Source organism: Micromonospora sp. CNZ285 (assembly GCF_004637285.1).
This window is the reverse complement of sequence record NZ_SPQD01000001.1, coordinates 5,136,999-5,151,803: the sequence shown is the minus strand read 5'-3', so window position 1 is coordinate 5,151,803 and position 14,805 is coordinate 5,136,999. Positions and strand designations below refer to the sequence as shown.

The 14,805-nt window shown below is 72.2% G+C and carries 14 protein-coding genes and 3 tRNA genes; 10 read left to right on the top strand and 7 right to left on the bottom strand.

Going from position 1 to position 14,805, the window contains the following annotated elements:
• Positions 1–9: 9 nt before the first annotated feature.
• Positions 10–693, bottom strand: coding sequence for a thiamine pyrophosphate-dependent enzyme (locus CLT75_RS23440; RefSeq protein WP_135242488.1), 684 nt, complete (start codon positions 691–693; stop codon positions 10–12).
• Positions 694–739: 46 nt separating this feature from the next.
• Between CLT75_RS23440 and soxR the strand changes: the two genes are divergently transcribed.
• Positions 740–1,192: a redox-sensitive transcriptional activator SoxR gene (soxR, locus tag CLT75_RS23435; RefSeq protein WP_135242487.1), complete on the top strand. Its 453-nt coding sequence runs from the start codon at positions 740–742 to the stop codon at positions 1,190–1,192.
• A 3-nt stretch (positions 1,193–1,195) separates the two neighbouring features.
• On the opposite strand, the gene CLT75_RS23430 is transcribed toward soxR, so the two are convergent.
• Complete coding sequence (locus tag CLT75_RS23430) at positions 1,196–2,170, bottom strand: NAD(P)H-quinone oxidoreductase (protein WP_135242486.1); 975 nt, start codon at positions 2,168–2,170, stop codon at positions 1,196–1,198.
• A 9-nt stretch (positions 2,171–2,179) separates the two neighbouring features.
• Positions 2,180–2,308 carry a hypothetical protein gene (locus CLT75_RS33440; RefSeq protein WP_486485255.1) on the bottom strand — a complete coding sequence of 43 codons (129 nt, stop codon included), beginning with the start codon at positions 2,306–2,308 and terminating at the stop codon, positions 2,180–2,182.
• A 96-nt stretch (positions 2,309–2,404) separates the two neighbouring features.
• Here CLT75_RS33440 and CLT75_RS23425 point away from each other — a divergent pair.
• From CLT75_RS23425 to CLT75_RS23415, 3 genes are all read left to right on the top strand, one after another.
• Positions 2,405–2,494 (top strand) — tRNA-Ser (locus tag CLT75_RS23425).
• A gap of 229 nt (positions 2,495–2,723) precedes the next feature.
• A complete protein-coding gene (locus CLT75_RS23420; RefSeq protein WP_135242485.1) occupies positions 2,724–3,413 on the top strand; it encodes a DNA alkylation repair protein in 690 nt (229 codons plus the stop codon).
• Positions 3,414–3,453: 40 nt separating this feature from the next.
• Entirely contained in the window at positions 3,454–3,987 is a 534-nt protein-coding gene (locus tag CLT75_RS23415) for a YbhB/YbcL family Raf kinase inhibitor-like protein (RefSeq protein ID WP_135242484.1), read from the top strand.
• Positions 3,988–4,025: 38 nt separating this feature from the next.
• On the opposite strand, the gene CLT75_RS23410 is transcribed toward CLT75_RS23415, so the two are convergent.
• A complete protein-coding gene (locus tag CLT75_RS23410) occupies positions 4,026–4,736 on the bottom strand; it encodes a class I SAM-dependent methyltransferase (RefSeq protein ID WP_135242483.1) in 711 nt (236 codons plus the stop codon).
• Between the two features lie 209 nt (positions 4,737–4,945).
• Between CLT75_RS23410 and CLT75_RS23405 the strand changes: the two genes are divergently transcribed.
• Complete coding sequence (locus CLT75_RS23405; protein ID WP_135242482.1) at positions 4,946–6,724, top strand: DUF6311 domain-containing protein; 1,779 nt, start codon at positions 4,946–4,948, stop codon at positions 6,722–6,724.
• 4 nt (positions 6,725–6,728) lie between these two features.
• Here CLT75_RS23405 and CLT75_RS23400 read toward each other — a convergent pair whose 3' ends face one another.
• Complete coding sequence (locus tag CLT75_RS23400) at positions 6,729–7,511, bottom strand: hypothetical protein (RefSeq protein WP_135244108.1); 783 nt, start codon at positions 7,509–7,511, stop codon at positions 6,729–6,731.
• Positions 7,512–7,832: 321 nt separating this feature from the next.
• Between CLT75_RS23400 and CLT75_RS23395 the strand changes: the two genes are divergently transcribed.
• Positions 7,833–9,365, top strand: a complete 1,533-nt coding sequence (locus CLT75_RS23395) for a peptide deformylase (protein WP_135242481.1) — start codon at positions 7,833–7,835, stop codon at positions 9,363–9,365.
• Positions 9,366–9,433: 68 nt separating this feature from the next.
• Here the strand turns inward: CLT75_RS23395 and CLT75_RS23390 are convergent, their stop codons facing one another.
• Positions 9,434–10,555 carry a globin domain-containing protein gene (locus CLT75_RS23390; RefSeq protein WP_135242480.1) on the bottom strand — a complete coding sequence of 374 codons (1,122 nt, stop codon included), beginning with the start codon at positions 10,553–10,555 and terminating at the stop codon, positions 9,434–9,436.
• Positions 10,556–10,677: 122 nt separating this feature from the next.
• On the opposite strand from CLT75_RS23390, the gene CLT75_RS23385 reads away from it, so the two are divergent.
• The gene (locus tag CLT75_RS23385) at positions 10,678–11,451 is read left to right on the top strand and encodes a CPBP family intramembrane glutamic endopeptidase (protein WP_013477452.1); all 774 of its coding nucleotides are present in this window, start codon (positions 10,678–10,680) and stop codon (positions 11,449–11,451) included.
• A 96-nt stretch (positions 11,452–11,547) separates the two neighbouring features.
• Here CLT75_RS23385 and CLT75_RS23380 read toward each other — a convergent pair whose 3' ends face one another.
• Entirely contained in the window at positions 11,548–12,300 is a 753-nt protein-coding gene (locus CLT75_RS23380) for a hypothetical protein (RefSeq protein WP_486485254.1), read from the bottom strand.
• Between the two features lie 897 nt (positions 12,301–13,197).
• Between CLT75_RS23380 and CLT75_RS23375 the strand changes: the two genes are divergently transcribed.
• From CLT75_RS23375 to CLT75_RS23365, 3 genes are all read left to right on the top strand, one after another.
• Positions 13,198–13,288, top strand: a tRNA-Ser gene (locus tag CLT75_RS23375).
• 36 nt (positions 13,289–13,324) lie between these two features.
• Positions 13,325–13,397, top strand: a tRNA-Arg gene (locus CLT75_RS23370).
• A gap of 275 nt (positions 13,398–13,672) precedes the next feature.
• A complete protein-coding gene (locus CLT75_RS23365; protein WP_135242478.1) occupies positions 13,673–14,740 on the top strand; it encodes a polysaccharide deacetylase family protein in 1,068 nt (355 codons plus the stop codon).
• Positions 14,741–14,805 lie beyond the last annotated feature (65 nt).

Genomic DNA, 14,805 nt, shown 5'->3' with positions numbered 1-14,805 from the left:
TGCTCATTGTCACTCCCCGTCCGTGACGACCGCGACAACGACGTGCGGCCGGTGATCGTCGTGCCCGGTGAGGGCGGCGTGCAGGGCGTCGTGGTCGCGCCCGTCCACAGTTGCGGCGCTCCACCCGTTCACCGTGAACCGGCTCGCCGCCCCGCCCGGCCAGCCGTACGTGGCCGAGCGGTTGTCCAGCACGATCGCGGTGAGGTTGCCCAGTCCGGTCGCGCCCGCGTACGCGATCGCCTCGTGGTTGGCGCCCTCGTCCAGCTCGGCGTCGCCGAGCAGCACGTACACCCGGGGTCCGGTACGGCCCTGGGCCCGCAGCCCGAGCGCGGTGCCCACGCCCAGCCCGAGCCCGTGGCCCAGCGAACCGGAACCGATCTCCACGCCCGGCACGAGCGTCCGGTCCGGGTGGTCGCCGAGCCGGCTCGCCGGGCCGCCCTGGTCGTCCAGCCACTCGGCCGGCAGGAAGCCGCGGGCGGCGAGCAGCGCGTAGTACCCGGCGACCGCGTGGCCCTTGGAGAGCAGGAAGCGGTCCCGGTCCGGGTCGGACACGGTGGCCGGGGTGATCCGGAGCACCCGGTCGTAGAGCACCTGGAGCACGTCGAGCGTCGAGTACACGTTGGCGCCGAACTCGCGGCCGGCGCGCACCCGGTCCAGGAACGCGCCCAGGCCGGTGGCGGTGGTCGTCGTCATACCGATAGCCTCGGACTTGAAGCGAACTTCAACTCAAGGCCGTGTGATGCACGAAGCAACACTGACCATCGGGCAACTCGCCGACCGCAGCGGCGTCGCCGCCTCGGCGCTGCGCTACTACGAGCGGCTCGGCCTGATCCACGCCGCCCGCACCGGCGGGAACCAGCGCCGCTACGCCCGCACCGAGCTGCGCCGGGTCGCGTTCATCCGGATCTCCCAGCAGGTCGGCGTCTCGCTGGAGGAGATCCGGGCGGCGCTCGACTCGCTGCCGTCGGGGCGTACCCCCACCCCCGACGACTGGGCCGCGCTGTCCCGCGCCTGGCGGGACCGGCTCGACGAGCGGATCCGGCTGCTCGGCAAGCTCCGCGACGACCTGGACGGCTGCATCGGCTGCGGCTGCCTGTCGTTGCAGCGCTGCACGCTCTACAACCCGGAGGACTCGCTCGCCGCCGAGGGCCCCGGCCCGCGCCTCATGCTCCCGCGCCCCGGCCAGGGCTGACCCTCACCGGACCAGCAGCACCTTGCCCAGGTGGTCGTTCGTCTCCACCAGGCGGTGCGCGGCGGCGGCGTCGGCCATGTCCACCCGGGCGTGCACCACCGGCCGGACCCGGCCCGCCTCCACCAGGGGCCACACCTGCTCGCGTACGCCCCGGACGATGGCCGCCTTCTGCTCGACCGGACGGGACCGCAGCGCCGTCGCGTGCACCGCCGCCCGCTTCGCCAGCAGCATCCCCAGGTCGAGTTCGCCCTTGCGCCCGCCCTGCATCCCGATCACCACGAGCCGCCCGCCGGTCGCCAGCGCCGCCACGTTCCGGGGCAGGTAGGCCGCGCCCATGATGTCCAGGATCACGTCCGCGCCCCGGCCGTCGGTGACCCGGCGTACCTCGTCGACGAAGTCCTGCTCGCGGTAGTCGATCGTGTGCGCGGCGCCCAGCTCCCGCAGCCGGTCGTGCTTCGCCGAGCGGGCGGTCACCACCACCGTCGCGCCGAGCGCCACGCCGAGCTGGATCGCGAACGTCCCGATCCCGCTGCCGCCGCCGTGCACCAGCAGCGTGTCCCCCTCGGCGAGCCGGGCCAGGTCCACCACGTTCGACCAGACCGTGCAGGCCACCTCCGGCAGCGCCGCCGCGTCGACCAGGTCCACCCCGGCCGGCACCGGCAGCAACTGCCCGGCCGGCACCGCGACCTGCTCGGCGTAGCCGCCGCCGGCGAGCAGCGCGCAGACCTCCTGGCCCACCGACCAGCCGGTCACGCCGGGACCGAGCGCACGCACCGTCCCCGAACACTCCAGACCGGGGTACGCGGACGCGCCCGGCGGCGGCGGGTAGTGCCCCTGCCGCTGCAACAGGTCGGCCCGGTTCACCGCGCTCGCCCGCACCTCGACGATCACCTCGCCGGGACCGGGCTCCGGATCCGGCACGTGGGTCCAGACGAGCGCCTCGGGTTCGCCGGGTTCCGTGATCGTGACTGCGCGCATGGTTCAGTCTTACCCGATCTGCCCGTCGCCGCGCAGGTGCACCGCCCGGGACGGCTGCCGCGCCGGCCCTTCGGCCACTGTGGACTCGTCGGCGACCATGATTCCGCTGATCAGCACCACTGCCGGCCTCTCCCGCACGCACACGTTCTCGCAAGGGAGGTGGGACGGCGGCTTGCCCGGTACGGGGTTCGTGGCAGACTGGTCCCCGGTCGCGTACCCCTCGGGGGCGTGCCGGGAGGGTTCGCCTAGTGGCCGATGGCGCTGGTCTTGAAAACCGGTAAGGCAGCGATGTCTTCGTGGGTTCGAATCCCACACCCTCCGCCAGTAGCTGATCTCCCTTCACGCCGCTCAGCCCATGCTCCAGCGTTGTCGCGGGCAAGCGCCGTACCCGTGCGTCAGCCCGGCGTCGCGACCAGCGGCGACGAACGTGGGGCGCCGGGATGTGGGCGACGGCACGGCAGGGCGGCCGAGGGGAGGAACGGCGGGGCGGCGGAACAGCGAGAGCGTCGGGCCGGTCGTAGGCTGCGGGGTGCGGCGACGGCGGGAGGCCCTGGTGGCGGAGACGACGACGGTGGCTGAGGTGACGGCCGAGCTGGCCACGCTCGACGACCCGAAGATCCGCGCGGTGAACGAGCGCCACGGTGACGACCACGGGGTCAACCTGGGCAAGCTGCGGGCGGTCGCGAAGCGGCTCAAGACGCAGCAGGAGCTGGCCCGCGAGCTGTGGGCGACCGGCGACAGCGCGGCCCGGCTGCTGGCGATGCTGATCTGCCGGCCGAAGGCGTACGGGCGGGACGAGCTGGACGCGATGCTGCGCGAGGCGCGGACGCCGAAGGTGCACGACTGGCTGGTGAACTACGTGGTGAAGAAGAGCCCGCACGCCGAGCCGCTGCGCCTGGCCTGGTCGGCCGACCCCGATCCGGTGGTGGCGAGCGCCGGCTGGGCGCTGACCACGGAGCGGGTGGGGCGGAATCCGGACGGGCTGGACCTGGCCGGCCTGCTCGACGTGATCGAGGCGGAGATGGCGGACGCTCCGGAGCGCCTCCAGTGGGCGATGAACCACTGCCTGGCGCAGATCGGGATCGAGCACGCCGCGTACCGGGAGCGCGCGATCGGGATCGGTGAGCGGCTCGGGGTTCTGAAGGACTATCCGACGCCGCCTGGGTGCACGTCCCCGTACGCGCCGGCCTGGATCAACGAGATGGTGCGCCGACAGCACGGTGGCGCGGACAACGGGGTATGAAGGGGCGCAGGACATTCGCGTACCCGGAAGGACCGTTTCGATGACCCTGGAACGACCGATCGCCCCGGACCCGTACGAGCTGCTGCCGACGGTGCCGTCGTTCGACCTCACCAGCGACGACGTGCACAACGGCGAGCCGATGGACGCGCGGTACGCGCACGGCAGCACCGGCGGCGAGAACGTCTCACCGCATCTGTCCTGGTCGGGCTTCCCGGCCGAGACCAAGAGCTTCGTGGTCACGTGCTTCGACCCGGACGCCCCGACCGGCAGCGGCTTCTGGCACTGGGTACTGGTGAATCTGCCCGCGTCCGTCACCGAGCTGCCCAGCGGCGTGCGGGAGGCCGACCTCGGTGGCGCGTTCAGCGTCCGCAACGACTACGGCGACACCGGCTACGGGGGCGCGGCACCGCCGGCCGGGGACCGTCCGCACCGGTACGTGTTCGCGGTGCACGCGGTGGACGTGGACCGCCTCGACATCCCGGCCGGAGCGAGCCCGGCCTTCGTCGGCTTCAACCTGGCGTTCCACACCCTGGCCCGGGCGGTCATCCGCCCCACGTACCAGATCAAGGAGTGACCGAGGGGCCGGGGGCCGCGACGGCCCCCGGTCCGGTCTCAGGCCGGGACGCGGGCGACGGCGAAGACGGACTGGCCGAACGGCGGCCGGACGCGCTGCTCGGCGGCCTTGGTGACGGGGAGGACGAGCGTGTCGTACACCTTCACCATCGGGCCCTCCTTCGGCATCAGCCGGAAGACCTTGGTGGCCATGAAGTAGCCGATCAGGCCGAGCGCGTTGGCGTAGTGGATCCGCTCGACGGTGAGGCCCGCCTCGGTCATCGCCGCGGCGAGCGTCTTCCTCGTGTAGCGGCGGACGTGGCCGGTGGCGATGTCGGCGGGGCTCATGGCGAACTGGAACGCCGGCACGATGATGACGACGGCGCCGCCCGGGCGGACCAGATCCCGCATGCTGCGCAGCGCGCCCACGTGGTCGTCGATGTGCTCCAGCACGTTGTAGGAGACGGCCGCGCTGTAGTCGCCGCGCTCGTGGTGCGGGAGCAGCATCTGCCGGACCTCGACGCCGGGGTGGTCGGACAGCCGCTCCTTGAGCTGGATCAGCCGGTCCGGGTCGGCTTCGGTGGCGGTGATCCGGGGTGCGTACGCCGCCCAGGCGGAGGCGTAGTCACCGAGGCCGCTGCCGATCTCGATCGGGTTGTCACCGAGGTAGGGCACCGCCAGTTCGACGAACCACTGCCGGTGGTTGACAGCCGTCGCCAGGCCTTCGAGCACCTCGGACTGGACGCGCTGATCCCCAGTGATTTCTGCCATGCGTCGATTCCTCACGATATGACTGACCCGCGCCTGGACCGTCAGAGTCAACCATCTGGATGGCTGAGGGGGGAAATCGGGGGACGGAGGGGGGCCGAATTGTGATCCGGAGGGGTGCCTGTTCGGCGTTCGGCGAACTCGGCACATAGTACGTGATTCCCCGGAACATTGCACGTGCCCGTCATACCCTGACTACGCTCTGAAATGTCATGACTACTCCGGAAAGCGGCGCGAGCGCGGCGAAATCGGGGCAGGGTAGGCGGATCGACGCGCTCGCCGTGCTCAGCTTCGTGCTGCTCGCGTTCTGGGTGACCGCTCGACTGTGGGTCGATCCGCGTAATGGCATCCGGGACAATCGGACAGATCAGGCGCAATTCGAATGGATGATGGCGCATGGTGCTCGCGTCGTCACTGATTTCGCCTATCCGTTCACCTCGAACCGGATGAATGTGCCGGATGTCGTCAATCTCATGGCTAATACGTCCGTATTATCCGTTTCATTGCCGCTGACCCCGATAACGCTCTGGGCAGGCCCGCGCTGGTCCTTTCTGATTTTCCTCACTCTCGGGCTCGCCGCCACCGGCGTGTCCTGGTATTTCCTGCTCTCCCGAGTTGTCGTGAAGTCCCGCGGCCCGGCCTGGCTGGGTGCCGCCTTCTGCGCGTTCGCGCCGGCGATGATCTCGCACGCCAACTCGCACCCCAACATCGTCAGCCAGTTCGTGGTGCCGCTGATCATCTGGCGGACGCTGCGCCTGGCCGAACCCGGCCGGTGGCTGCGCAACGGCGTCCTGCTCGGCCTGGTGATCGTCTGGCAGGCGTTCCTCAACTTGGAGATCCTGCTGATGACCGCCATCGGGCTCGGCGTGGTGGTGCTCGCGCTGGCGCTCGGCCGTCCCGCGCTGCGCTCGGCGGCCCGCCCGTTCGCCGCCGGGCTCGGGGTCGCCGCGGTGGTCGCCGGGACGCTGCTCGCGTACCCGCTCTGGGTCCAGTTCTTCGGCCCCGGCGCGTACAGCGGGCTCTCCACGCTGATCCGCGGCTACTCCACCGACCTCGCCGCGTACGTGGCCTGGTCGCGGGAGTCGGTGGCGGGCGACGCCCGGGGCAGTGAGCCGCTCGTCAAGAACGCCACCGAGGAGAACGCGTTCTTCGGCTGGCCGCTGGTGGTCCTGGTGGTCGCGCTGGTCTGGTGGATGCGCCGCAACGCCGTGGTGCTCGGGCTGGCGGCGGTCGGACTCGTGTTCGTGCTCTTCTCACTCGGCCGGGAGATCCGCTACGACGGGGAGGACACCGGCATCCCCGGCCCGTGGGCCGCGCTGGAGAACCTGCCGGTCCTGCACTCGGTGGTGCCCACCCGCTGGTCGCTCGCGCTCACCCCGATCATCGGCGTGCTGCTCGCGCTCGGCGTCGAGCGGGTCCGGCGGCTCGCCGTACGGCACCCGGACGCGCGCGGTCAGATCCGGTTCGCCACGGTCACCGTGCTCGCCATGGCGCTGCTGCCGATCCTGCCCACCCCGCTGCCCGCGAAGCGTCTCGACCCGACCCCGGCGTTCGTGACCTCCGGCGCCTGGCGCCCCTACGTCGCCGACGGACGGAGCATCGTTACGCTGCCGCTGCCCGACACCACGTACGCGGTCCCGCTGCGCTGGTCCGCCGAGACCCGGCTGGACATGCCGCTGGCCCGCGGCTACTTCCTCTATCCGGACACCCGCCCCGGCGGGGACCGGATCGCCCTCTTCACCGCGCCGCCGCGTCCGACCAGCACGTTCTTCGAGACGGTACGGCGCACCGACGCGGTCCCGCCGATCACGCCGCAGGACCGGGTGGCCGCCGTGGACGACCTGCGCTACTGGCGGGCCGGCGCGGTGATCCTCGACCCCCGGCTGCCGCAGGCCGAGGCGCTGCGCCGGGCGATGACGGAGCTGAGCGGGATCACGCCGAGGCGTACCGGCGGGGTGTGGTTGTGGGACGTCCGGCCGCTGGCCGACTGAGCGGTCAGGCCTGGCGGACGCAGCAGCCCTGGCACACCTTGGGCCGGGGCAGCGTGAACGCCAGGCAGCAGGTGCGCCGCTGCACCGTCGGCTCGCCGGCCGGGCCGGGCACCAGCTCGACCAGGTCGCTCAGGTCGAGCGCGCCGAGCAGCGTGCCGACGGCCGCCGTGGCCGAGCCGGGCAGCGCGTCCGACGCGCGCAGGATGCCGTGGGCCATGCCGGAGGCCACCGAGCCGAGCAGCGTACGGGTGCCGATCCGGACCTCGCCCTGGATGGCGCCGATCAGCGGCGCGAAGTGGGCGTCGAGCAGGGACGCGCGCAGCGCGCCGAGCAGCGCCGCCTCGTCCGGGACCACCAGTACGCCCGGTGCGCCGGAGAGGGCCAGCGGGTCGCTCGGCAGCACCGCCACCGTGGTGGAGGCGCGCAGCCCCAGCGTGAGGAGCTGGTGGTGGTCCTCGAAGTGCACGAGCACGTCGGCCGGGCCGAGCAGCGGCACCCGGCGGGCGGACGCCCAGCCGAGCACGGCGGGCAGCGCCGTCCAGTAGCTGTAGGACTTCCAGGCCAGCGCGGCGCAGGCGTGCGGGGTGCCGCCCCAGCGGCGGCCGGCGGCGGTCAGGAACTCGGACAGCAGCGTGCCGTCGATCAGGCGGCTGACAGGGGACCAGCGGTCCAGCTCGTCGTGGACCAGCAGGCCGGGCGCGAGCCCGGGCAGGTCGTCGGTGCCGAACATGGCGCGCAGGGTCGCTGTGACCGGGGCGAGCGGGGTGGCGGCGTCGCGCCCCGGCATCACCGCAGTCACCTGGCCGTCCCCTGTCCTGTCGCCCTGCGGTCGGCGCGTGCCGTCGACCCAAGCTAAGGCTAGCCTAACCACCCTCCCGGCGGGAGGGGAAGAGGTGCCGCGGTATCGCGGGGAGGCCCCCGTCACTCCACGGCCGTGGCGTACTACCCGGCCTCGGAGACGGAAAACGCCGCCGGAGAACCGGCGGCAGACGGCATAAGGATCGATGTACGCCGCTGAAAAGTCAAGGTGAGTGTCGAATACGAGGCAGTTTCCGTACACGTTCGGCCACTCAACGTGAAAATGGTCTTCCCGCGTACGAGGAAGCTGATGACGACCTCACCGATCGAGCGTGCCGCCGACTCGTTCGCGGCCGAACTCGCCCGGCACCGGACCGGCCGAGGGCTGTCCAAGAAGCAACTGGCCACGATGATGGGCTTCGACCCGTCCTACGTCAGCCACGTCGAAGGGCGCCGGCACCGGCCCACCGAGGACTTCGCCCGCCGGGCCGAGGCCGTCCTGGAGGCCAGCGGCGCGATCTGGCAGCGCTTCCGGGAGTACGACGAGCTGCGGCACGGCCGCGCCGGCGTGGCCCACCGCGACCCGCCCGTCCCCGGCCAGTGGCTGCCCCCGGGGACCGGCCTCGTGGTGGAACGGGAGGTCGCGACGCTCACCCACACCGGTGACGGCTACCACTGCGCGATCCGGCGGGAGCTGTACAACGCCGGCACCGAACCGGTCACCCGCTACCTGGTCCGGGTCGCCGTCGACCGCTACCCCAACGACCCCGGCCGCTCCAACCGGCACCACCGGGAACACCCGCTCACCTTCGCCGAGCTGCAACTCACCGCGTACCGGGACGACGGCAACGGACGCGAGCCGATGCACTGGCGGGCCAAGCACGACCGGGACGCCTTCAAGGAGATCTGGCTGCTGTTCGAGAACGACGAGGGACGCTTCCCGCTCTACCCCGGCGACCGGGTCACCATCGAGTACGCGTACCGCGTCGGCCGGGACAAGTGGGGCCCCTGGTTCCAGCGGGCCGTACGCCTGCCCACCCGGCACCTGGCGGTGCGGCTCGACCTGCCCGCGGACCTCGACCCCAAGGTGTGGGGTGCGGAGACCTCGCTGTCGGCGGAGGAGGGGCCGCTGCGTACCCCGATCCAGCGTTCGGTGGACGGCGGCCGGGTGGTCTTCGACTGGGGGACCGACGACCCGCCGCTGAACGCCCGCTACCGGATGCAGTGGCGGTTCCGCAGCCCCGAGCCGGACGCCGAACCGGACAGCGCGCCCACCGGCGGCGCCCGGGTGCGGGCCAGCGACCGGATGCGCGCAGTGGGCATCGTGCAGCGCGGCGACGACCTGCTGCGGCAGCGGGCCCGCCAGTTCGACCTGCCGGCCGACGAACCGCACGCCCGGCAGGTGCTGGACCGGCTCGCCGCGATGCTGGTCCGGCTGGACGAGCTGCACCCGTTCAGCAAGGGCGTCGGGCTCGCCGCGCCCCAGCTCGGCATCGGCTGGTCCGCCGCGCTCGTGCGCCCGGCCGACCGGGCGGCCGACCCGGTGGTGCTGCTCAACCCCCGGGTGGTGGACGCCGCCGCCGAGACCGACGAGCAGTACGAGGGCTGCCTGTCCTTCTTCGACCACCGCGGCCTGGTGCCCCGGCCGCTGCGGATCGACGTGGAACACGCCCTGTGGGACGGCAGCCGGGTGATCACGTCCTTCGAGTACGCGATGGCGCGGCTGGTCGCGCACGAGATCGACCACCTGGAGGGGCGGCTGTACGTCGACCGGATGGCACCCGGCGTGCCGCTGGTGCCTGTGGAGGAGTACCGCGAGACCGGCACCCCCTGGCGTTACTGAGAAACGGGGGGCCGGGTCGCGTGCCCCAGGGGGCGGGGGCACGCGACCCGGCTCGGGGGGAGCAAGGTTCAGAGGTTGCCGAACGTGTCGTACCGGATGTGGTCGGGCGAGACGTCGTCGGCGGCGAGCGCCCGCAGGGTGGCCCGGACCATGGCGGCCGAGCCGGAGACGTAGCAGTCGTGCGTGGTCCACGGGCCGTACCGGGTGACCACCTCGGAGACGTCACCGAGTTCGCCGCCGAAGTCCGGGTCCTCGCTGCACGCCGGCGTCACCGACAACCACGGGTGGGACGCCACGAGGTCCTCCAGGCCGGGCAGCCCGTACAGCTCGTCCGGGCGGCGCGCACCGTAGAACACGTGCACCCAGCGCGTGCGGTTGACCCGGGTCAGCTCCTCCACCAGCGCCTTGATCGGGGCCAGGCCGACGCCGCCGGCCACGCAGAGCACGTCCCGGGTGGACTCCGGGTCCAACGTCATCGAACCCATCGGCGCGGCCACCCGCAGCAGGTCACCCGGCTTGGTGCGGCGTACCAGCGCGCCCGACACCCACCCGGCCGCACCAGGCGGCGTTCGCACGTGGAACTCCAGCACGTTCCCCTCATTCGGCGCGTTCGCCACCGAGTACGTCCGCCACACCCGCGGGTGGTAGCGCGGCACCTCCACGCTCACGTACTGGCCGGCCCGCCAGGGCAGCGGATCCTGGAGCGCGCGCACAGTCAGCACCGCGGTATCCGGGCCGTGCCGCTCGTGCGTCAGCACCTCGGCGTGCCAGTACGGCGGGTTCTCGTCCGCCTCCGCACCGGCCAGCATCCGCTCGCTGATGCCCGCGTACGCCTCCCGCCACGCCTGGTCGTACTCCAGGTTCCAGCCGTCCCCGGCGGTGCTGCGCAGCGCGTCGAGCAGCGCGACGCCCATCGTCGCGTAGTGCTCGGCCGACACGTGGTACTTGCGGTGGTCCCGGCCCAGCGCGCGCAGATACTCGTCGAAGCTCTCCGGGTCGCCCACCGTCTGGGTGGCCGTGACGATGGCTTCCAGGATGCGGTCCCCCTGGCCGTTCATCTGCACCGGGAAGAGCTTGCGCAGCTCCGGGTCGAGGAGGAACAGCCGGGCGTAGAAGTGACCGCTGAGCCGCTCCCGGTGCTCCTCGACCAGGGTCCAGCTCTCCTTCAGCAGCCGCGCGAAGTTCTCCACAGGGGCACGCTCCTTCTCCGTACGGGCGGATCGGCCCGCATAGAATGTCCACGGAGCGTGTACGCCGGTCGCACAGGCTGTGCGACCGTCCGGCCCGGTCGCCGAAGTGCTTTCATGGTCCGGTGACGGTTGACGAGCTGGCCCGTCCGGTCTCCCGCCGGATGCTGGGCACCGAGACGCTGCTCGTGCTCGGTCTGTCCCTCGGCCAGTCGGCCGTGTACGCGCTCGTCTCGCTGATCGCGAAGCTGACCGCGACCGGCGGACTGTCCAAGCAGACCGCCGCGCTGAACACCTCCGCGTCGGCCCGGCCGTACCTGGACCTCACGTACCAGCTGCTCGGGATCGTCTTCGCGCTGCTGCCGGTGCTGCTCGCCGTACACCTGCTGGCCCGCGACCCCGGCGACCCGGCACGGACGCTCGGCGTCGACTTCCGCCGGCCCGCCTCGGACCTGGCCCGGGGCGCGGGCCTGACCGCGCTCATCGGCCTGCCCGGGCTGGCGCTGTTCTGGGCGGCGGCGCAGCTCGGCCTCAACGCCACGCTGGTCCCGGCCGCTCTGCCGGACCTCTGGTGGACGGTGCCGGTGCTGATCCTCGCCGCCGTGCAGAACGCCGTGCTGGAGGAGGTGATCGTGGTCGGCTACCTGATCACCCGGCTGCGGCAGCTCAACTGGCGGATCGGCGCGGTGCTCGCCACGAGCGCGCTGCTGCGCGGCTCCTATCACCTCTACCAGGGCTTCGGCGCGTTCGTCGGCAACGCCGTGATGGGCGTGATCTTCGGGCTGTTCTACCTGCGTACCCGCCGGGTCGCCCCGCTGATCGTCGCGCACACGCTGCTCGACATCTTCGCGTTCGTCGGCTACGCGATGCTGCCGAAGTCCTGGTTCGACTGGCTCTGACCGCGCCGGCCCGGCAGGCGTTCCGTCCGCCGCCAGATCGGGAAAGTGGCGGCATCGGGCCCGCCTGACCGCGCCGGCTCGCCGAACTGGTGTCGATCACGTCCGATAGCGGGCGACCGCCCGCGCGGCGAGTCGCTCCGCGGCTGCCGTACCGCCGACCGCCGCCGCCAACGCCGCCGCTCCCGGCAGCAACCGGGCCGCCAACCGCAGCCCGAGCCAGCCACCCGCCTGCGCGGCCACCGGCGTCGCCAGCCGCCAGGCCGCCTCCGCCACCCGCCCCCACGGACCCTCCGCCGGAGCATCAGCAGCCCGAGCCGCCGCCAGCGCCGCCCGCGCGGTGCCGTCGTCCGGGTGCACCAACGTGAGCACCAGCAGCTCGGCCGCCCGATCCGGATGCGCCGGATCCCGCCCGTACGCCGCCGCCAGATGCAGCACCAGGTTCGCCTGCGTCCACAGCACCGTCGCCAGCTCCGCGACCGGAGCGAACAACCCGGCGCCCGCCGCCAGCGCCCCACCCGTACCGGCCATCCGCACGAACCGCCGGGTCGCCAGCCGGGCCACCCCGTCGGCGTCCGCCTCCGGGTAGGCCCGCCGGACCTGCTCCACCCAGGCCGAGGCCCGCGGCCCGAGCGCGTCGACCGCCGCAAGGGCCAGCAGCTCCGGCGCGAACCCGGGGTGGTCGCGCAGCTGCGGCCCCACCGCCCGCCAGCCCTCCATCGGGGTACGCGTGATGTCGGGTGGTGAGGGGGCCCGCTCGACGACCGTGCCGTGCGTCGGCTCGTCGGACTGCTCCGCGTGGGGTGTCGTGGTGTCGGCGGCTGCCGGGTTCGCCGTTGCCGGGTTCGCCATCGCCGCCGGCGGGGCGGCTTTCGTGGTCCGGCGGGTCCGGCCGGGCGGAGGTGCGGTGACGGGCCTTTCCGCCGTGACAGGCTCGGTGCTGCGGGGCTCTCGGTCGGCGGGTGCGGGCTCGGGAGCGGTGATCGCCGTCTCCTGCTTCGGAGGCGACGCCTTCCGAGTGGCCTTCTTGACCGCCGGCGCAGCCTTCTTCACAACTGGGGCCGCTTTCTTCGCGACCGGGGCGGCCTTCTTGGCGGCGGGAGCGCGGCGCGCCCGCTTCGGCGCTTCCTCCCCGGCCGGTGGGGAGACCGGCCCGGCCGGAGGCTCGGTGGCTTGCTGCTGCTCTGCTGTGACGGGCCTCTCATCGGCCGGGAGCGTGCCCTCCCCGGCGCTCGGCGACGGCTCTGCGGCAGTCGTACCCGAGGGAGTCGTGGACGTCCCCGAGGCGGCGTGCGCTGCCGGAGGCGTACCCGGGCCGTCGACAGAAGCCTTCGGAGCGGCGTGCTCGGCGGGCGTACCCGGATCGGTTGGTGAGGGATCGGCGGCCGGGCGCGGGCGCGGCGCCGGCGGTGCGTCGGCGGCCGGCGTCGGCGGCTGGAAGACGACAGTGGGCGCCGCCCGGCGCGGACGCCGGGGCGGCGGTGTGTCGCTCGTCGCGTTCTCCGCGGCGGGTTCCGGTGTCGGTGGGTTGAACGTCGGTCGTGGGGAGCGGCTCCGCCGGGCCTTGGGGGCGGGCTCGCGACGGGGCGGATCGCTCGGCGGCTGCTCCTGCATATCGATGGAGCGTAGCCGTGGGCGTGATCCGGCACACGACGGAAACGCGGTGGCGGGGGTCGGTCCCGGTATCCGCTTTGCCCCGGGCGGGTACGGACCTGTATCCTCGGGCGCGGTGACCTCGTGGGTCACCAGGGAGACTTCGCCTAGTCTGGTCTATGGCGCCGCACTGCTAATGCGGTTGGGGTCTTAAAGCCCCTCCCGGGTTCGAATCCCGGAGTCTCCGCGCGAAAGCCGGTTGTGTAGACTGGCCGAGCACCAAGCGCCCGTAGCTCAACGGATAGAGCATCTGACTACGGATCAGAAGGTTAGGGGTTCGAGTCCCTTCGGGCGCACTTCACGATCAAGGCCGTGACCCGCGTTAACGCGGGTCACGGCCTTGATCGTTTCTGCGGGTCGGTGCCGACCAGTGCGCCGCGTGTCGGCTGATGGCCGCGCCCGCCGTGCTCAGCCAGCCCCACGAGGTGCGGCCGGTCTGTTCCGGAAAACTTCCGGAAAATCGTTGACGTGTTCGAAACGCCGCTGCGATACTCCGAACGCGTTGGCATCAATCTCTGTCGATTAAAGCCATGCGTCGTCAGGTGTCACCCGTCCCGAGGAGGACCTGCGCATGTACGCCAGCATCGGCGGCTCCCGCCGCCCGTCCACCCCCCGAACATCGCGTCTCACCGTCCGGTTGGCGGTGCTCGCCTCCGCCGTGGCGCTGAGTGCCGCCGGTCTCGCGGTCGCCGCAACTCCGTCCAGCGCCGCCGTCTGCAACGGGTACGTCGGCCTCACCTTCGATGACGGGCCGACCGGCAGCACCAGCGCACTGCTGTCCGTGCTGCGCGCGAACAATGTACGGGCGACCATGTTCAACGTCGGGCAGAACGTGCAGAGCAACCCGTCCGCCGCGCGGGCCCAGGTCGACGCGGGCATGTGGGTGGCCAACCACAGTTGGAACCACGCGCACATGACCTCGATGAGTCAGAGCCAGATGCAGTCGGACCTCTCCCAGACCAACGCGGCGATCCAGTCGGCGACCGGCGTCCGGCCGCAGTTGTTCCGCCCGCCCTACGGGGAGACCAACTCGACCCTCCAGTCGGTCGCCTCGTCGCTCGGCCTGCGTCAGGTGATCTGGGACGTCGACTCCCAGGACTGGAACGGCGCCAGCGTCAGCCAGATCGTCTCCAACGCCAGCCGCCTCCAGGCCGGCCAGGTGATCCTGATGCACGACGGCATTCAGAACACCCGCGACGCGATCCCGCAGATCATGGCCAACCTGAGCAGCCGCAACCTCTGTCCGGGCATGATCTCACCGAGCACCGGCCGAGCGGTGGCCCCGGACGGTACTCCGCCGCCGACCACTCCGGCGCCGACCGGCACGCCGACCACTCCGCCGCCGACCACTCCGCCTCCCAGCGGCGGGTGCACAGCGACGGCGACGACCCCCAACGTCTGGGGTGACCGGTACAACACCTCGGTGACGGTTCAGGGGGCCAGCAACTGGACCGTGGTCGTGGCTCTGACCCCGCCGCAGCGGGTCTCCACCACCTGGAACGGCTCCCCCAGTTGGGACAGCACCGGTTACGTGATGACGATGCGGTCCAACGGCAGCGGCAACACCTTCGGCTTCACCACGATGATGAACGGCAACAGCAGCGCCAGACCTCAGATCCGTTCCTGCACCACGGGCTGATCCCGATGGCCCACCCAGGCCACCGAAAACGGCTCAGGTGGGTGTGGTCGACCAGGTGCCCCTAC